5 protein-coding genes are annotated in these 5,024 nt (G+C 41.6%); all 5 read right to left on the bottom strand.

Annotation, left to right across the window (positions count from 1 at the left end; translation table 11 throughout):
• Nucleotides 1-88 precede the first annotated feature (88 nt).
• Nucleotides 89-745, bottom strand: coding sequence for a phosphate signaling complex protein PhoU (gene phoU, locus VK097_RS01265; RefSeq protein WP_324209983.1), 657 nt, complete (start codon nucleotides 743-745; stop codon nucleotides 89-91).
• 16 nt (nucleotides 746-761) lie between these two features.
• Nucleotides 762-1,583: a phosphate ABC transporter ATP-binding protein PstB gene (pstB, locus tag VK097_RS01270; protein ID WP_324209984.1), complete on the bottom strand. Its 822-nt coding sequence runs from the start codon at nucleotides 1,581-1,583 to the stop codon at nucleotides 762-764.
• Nucleotides 1,584-1,598: 15 nt separating this feature from the next.
• A complete protein-coding gene (pstA, locus tag VK097_RS01275) occupies nucleotides 1,599-2,477 on the bottom strand; it encodes a phosphate ABC transporter permease PstA (RefSeq protein WP_324209985.1) in 879 nt (292 codons plus the stop codon).
• A gap of 1 nt (nucleotide 2,478) precedes the next feature.
• Nucleotides 2,479-3,405 carry a phosphate ABC transporter permease subunit PstC gene (gene pstC, locus VK097_RS01280; protein ID WP_324209987.1) on the bottom strand — a complete coding sequence of 309 codons (927 nt, stop codon included), beginning with the start codon at nucleotides 3,403-3,405 and terminating at the stop codon, nucleotides 2,479-2,481.
• 224 nt (nucleotides 3,406-3,629) lie between these two features.
• Entirely contained in the window at nucleotides 3,630-4,628 is a 999-nt protein-coding gene (locus VK097_RS01285) for a PstS family phosphate ABC transporter substrate-binding protein (RefSeq protein ID WP_324209986.1), read from the bottom strand.
• Between the last annotated feature and the right edge of the window lie 396 nt (nucleotides 4,629-5,024).

Genomic DNA, 5,024 nt, shown 5'->3' on the forward strand with positions numbered 1-5,024 from the left:
TCAAGTGATATGGACCAGAAGGAAATTGCCGAAACCATCACCAACTAAGCTGTATTGCCAAGTGTAATACAGCTTTTTTTCTGTCAGGCTAGTTTAATTTATAGGATTCTCCTTTTACAAGATACAAAATACTTTCACCAATGTTGGTGATATGATCGGCAAATCGCTCAATATAGCGGGCGCTGAATGCCATTTGCATGACATACTGAATTTTTTCAGGGTTGTTTGCCGTTTCATTTAAAATATCATGGATAATCATTTCATATAATTGATCAACCTCATCATCCATCTTCGACAATTTGCCGGCAATTGAGATATCATCATATTGAAATGCCCTCATTGCTGTCTTATTCATATCAATTGTCATATCCCGCATGTCTTTTATCCTCGGATGAACCGTCAGACGATGATCTTCCTCCAAATGAAGTGTTGATTTAGCAATATTTTTAGCGTTATCAGCCATGCGTTCAATATCATTAGTCGTTTGCAGAGCCATCACCAGACTCCGCAAATCCGTTGCGACCGGCTGCTGTTTAGCAATCAGTAAGATGGTCTGATCATTAATAGCGTGTTCCTGTTTGTCAACAGCCTTGTCTTTTCCAATAATATTTTTTGCCAGCGTCAGATCCTGATTATACAATGCATCTACTGCTTCACGTAAGGCATTCACCGCCGTATTCGATAAGTCCATAATGTCTTCTTTAATATTTTTCAAATCCGTTTCAAACTGCTCCCTGGCAACCATATAAATCCTCCCTTATTTAGCCGAAACGGCCGGTAATGTAATCCTCGGTACGCTTATCGTCTGGATTGGAAAAAAGTTTATCAGTTTTGCTGTATTCAATGACATCACCATTCAAGAAAAATGCTGTCTTATCCGAAACCCTGGCAGCCTGCTGCATGTTATGAGTCACAATCACAATACTATAATCCTTCTTCAGATTTTGGACGAGTTCCTCTATTTTGGCAGTCGAAATGGGATCCAATGCTGATGTCGGTTCATCCATCAATATGACATCCGGCTCAATGGCTAAACATCTGGCAATACAGAGTCTTTGCTGCTGACCACCTGATAACCCGAAAGCATTCTCCTGCAGACGATTCTTCACTTCATCCCATAATGCTGCACCTTTAAGACTTTTTTTGGCAATTTCGTTCAGTACTTTCTTGTTTTTGATACCGTGCGTTTTCGGTCCGTATACCACATTTTCATAAATCGATTTCGGAAACGGATTTGGATTTTGAAACACCATGCCGACGCTAGTTCGCAAATCTTCCACTTTATATTTGGGACTGAAAATATCTTTGTCATTATAATGAATGCTCCCACTCATCTTGACAGATGGCACTAATTCAACCATCCGGTTCAGTGCTTTGATAAACGTTGATTTACCGCAGCCGGACGGCCCAATAATTGCTGTCACTTTATTCGCAGGAATATCCATCTGTACGTCATAAAGTGCCTGGTCATCTCCATACCACAAATTAAAATTATGAATCGAATAAATCGTTTTGGTTTCCGCCTGATCAGGTTCCTTCGTATTGACGATTGATACGTGTTTGTCTTCTATGGCCGTATGCATGATAAAGCCTCCCTGTTAAAATCGTTTAGAAAATTTATTCCGAATAAAAACAGCTATGGAATTCATAAGCAATAATATAACCAGTAATACGATAATGCCCGCTGATGCCACCAGATGGAACTCTTCTTGGGGTCTTCCGGTCCAGTTGAATATTTGGATTGGCAATACCGTAAAACCTGACCAGACATTCTTAGGCAAGTAAGCAATAAATGATAACGCACCAATCATCAATAGTGGTGCTGTTTCACCAATTGCCCGCGATAATGCCAAAATACTGCCGGTTAATATGCCTGGAATCGCAGCTGGCAGGACAATCCGCCGAATGGTTTGCCACCTTGTAGCACCCATTGCATAGGATGCCTCATACTGATTTTTTGGAACAGCCCTGATGGCCTCCTGCGAAGAGACTACAATGATTGGCAATATTAACAGACTCATGGCCAAACCGCCTGCCATAATACTTCTGCCCATCTCCATCAATCGTACAAAGACTGTCAGACCCAACAAACCAAATACAATGGAAGGCACACCTGCCAGGTTTGAAATATTCATTCGAATAAATCGTGTAAACCTATTTTCCTTTGCATAATCCTCCAGATAGATAGCTGTTCCGACACCCAGCACGAGAGATATAGGAGCTGTAACAGCCATCAGCCACAATGAACCGGCGATAGCTGCCTTTATACCAGCCTCTTCCGGAAAACGCGATGCAAAATTCGTTAAAAATTCCCAGTCCAAATATGGAATTCCTTCAGAAAAAATCCGATATAGCAATACAGCCAGGACAATGATGCCAAATGCTGCAGCGACAAAAAACAGCTGCTGCATAATCTGGTTCCTGACTATCCGCTTATTCATTTTATTTTGAACGATCTGTTTATCGACCAGGTTCATGTTAGTAATCCTCCTTAAAGCGACGAGAAATAAATTGTGACAAAAGATTCATCAGCAATGTGAATATAAACAATGTCATCCCAACTGCATAGATGCTGTAATAAGTGGTCGAACCATAGGAAGCATCACCGAGTGTCACCTGAACAATATATCCAGTCATGGTTTGAATCGACTCTGTCACATCTGTCGTCAGCTTTGGTGTTGATCCGGCAGCAACAGATACAATCATTGTCTCACCGATGGCACGAGATATCCCCAGCACAAATGACGCTATAATGCCAGACAATGCCGCCGGAACAACCACTTTAAGTGCCACTTCCAGTCTTGTGGACCCCATTGCCAAAGCAGCTTCTCTCATGGAATTGGGTACTGAACTCATCGCATCTTCTGAAAGTGATGCAATCATCGGGATAATCATAATACCTACAACAATTCCCGGACTGAGTGCATTAAAAATCGGAAGTTCAGATATAACTAACTGCAGCATTGGTGTTACGAAGGTCAAAGCAAAGAAGCCATAGACAATTGTTGGAATACCCGCTAGTACTTCCAGAATCGGTTTCACAACTTTCCCTACCTTGACTGACGCAAATTCACTTAGATAAATGGCTGATGCCAGCCCGATAGGTATCGCGACAACCATCGCAACAACTGTGATTAATAAGGTTCCGGAGATTAATGGAAGAATGCCATAGCTGGCATTTTCCCCAAATGGCCACCATTCGGTGCCAGTGGTAAATTCCGTGAGTGAAACCCGGTTAAAAAATGTTATGGTTTCCACCAATAATGTCAGGACAATACCGATTGTTGTCAGAATGGAGATAATTGCACACAATAAGAAGAATGCCGGTGCTGCCTTCTCCAGGAAGCGAAGAAGAGACTGGTTTGATTTCTTTTGTTTCATCATGTCTTTAACGTTGACCGCCATCATGATACTCCTCTTTTATTATAGACTTTACAAAAATGAGAGTTGTGAAAACAGCCCGGTTTATCGCAAAGTGCCTGCGCTGTAACTCCTGGTTATTTTCTGATAAGGGCTTCCTCGTATGATACTTTTTAATGTTTATAAAAACGCAGGGAAATGAGGAAAGGTCCTGCCAGGAACTTTCCTCACCATGCCCTGGTCATTTTGAAACGTTGTCAGCATGCAGCTTATTTTCCTGCAGCTTTATTCAGTTTTTGAATTGCGTTTTCATAGGCACTGCCAGTTTTCGCAACATAGCCGACTGATTCTGCCATTTCTCCTGCATTTTCCAGCGTGTATTTTGCAAAATTGTATACTGATTCATTCTCGAGAGCTGAATGCTTCACATAAGTGAATAATGGTCTTGAGAAAGGATTATATTCACCTGACTGAACGGTTTCCTGGCTTGGTTTTACCGCCTCACCATTGTCGTTTACAATCGGCACAGCTTTCAGGCTGTTTTTGTTTTCAGCATAGTAAGCATACCCGAAGTAGCTGATAGCATTTTTAGACCCTCTTACACCTTGTACAAGAACGTTGTCATCTTCAGATAATGAAGCATCCTGACGAATTTGTCCTTCTTCTCCAAGCACTACTTCACTGAAGTAATCAAATGTGCCGGAATCTGCTCCCGGGCTGTAGAATTGGATTTTTTCATCTGGCCACTCTTCATTTATATCAGACCATGTTGTTACGCCGCCATCTGCCGACCACATTTTATTTAATTGGTCAACTGTCAGTTTGTCAACCCAGTCATTTTCTTTGTTGACCACAATTGACAGACCGTCAAGGGCTATTTCAAATTCAGTGTATTCAATACCTGCTTCTTTGAGCGCCTGTTTCTCTTCTTCTTTAATCGGACGGGAAGCGTTTGACATATGTGTTTCACCTGCAGCAAATTTTTCAAAACCGCCTCCGCTTCCGGAAACACCAATGTTCACGCGAGCGTCCGGATTCTCTTTTTGATACTCTTCAGCGATACCTTCCATGATTGGGAAAACGGTGGATGAGCCATCAACCAGAACTTCTGTTGTTTCACTGCCGGAGTCCGCATTTTCTTCACTGCTTCCTCCTTCAGCATTTCCACTCTCTTCTGCATTTCCACTCCCCTCTGCATTGCCGCACGCTGTTATTAATACGAGGAAAAATCCCAGTGCAAATGCTGCAAATAATGACCTTGACTTCATTAAAACTCCCCCCTGTTACGATTATTTGTCAGGAACGTTTCCCTTCCTGCAATTCCTATATTAACGAATGAGTATTAACCCACTATTAATCTACTGTAAAAATAACGTAAAGTTATCAAGTTAATTAATTAAGTTCTTCTAACACCATAATCCCAGATAAAAAAGGACATCATTTTTAAATGACATGCCCCTTTTTCGAAGTTGGGTTCGATTATTGTTATATAGGGAGTCAAAGAAAGTAAGAACAAATTACTCCAATCGAGTAGGAGACTAACCATTATTTGGTTAGTCGTCCTCTCACACCACCGTACGTACGGTTCCGTATACGGCGGTTCAATAGTTTAAGTACGCACGCTTGTATAAATGGTTCAGGTCTTTAAGACCCCACTTCACAAG

The sequence above is a fragment of the Lentibacillus sp. genome, from assembly GCF_035301675.1.
Taxonomy (GTDB): Bacteria; Bacillota; Bacilli; order Bacillales; family Amphibacillaceae; genus Lentibacillus.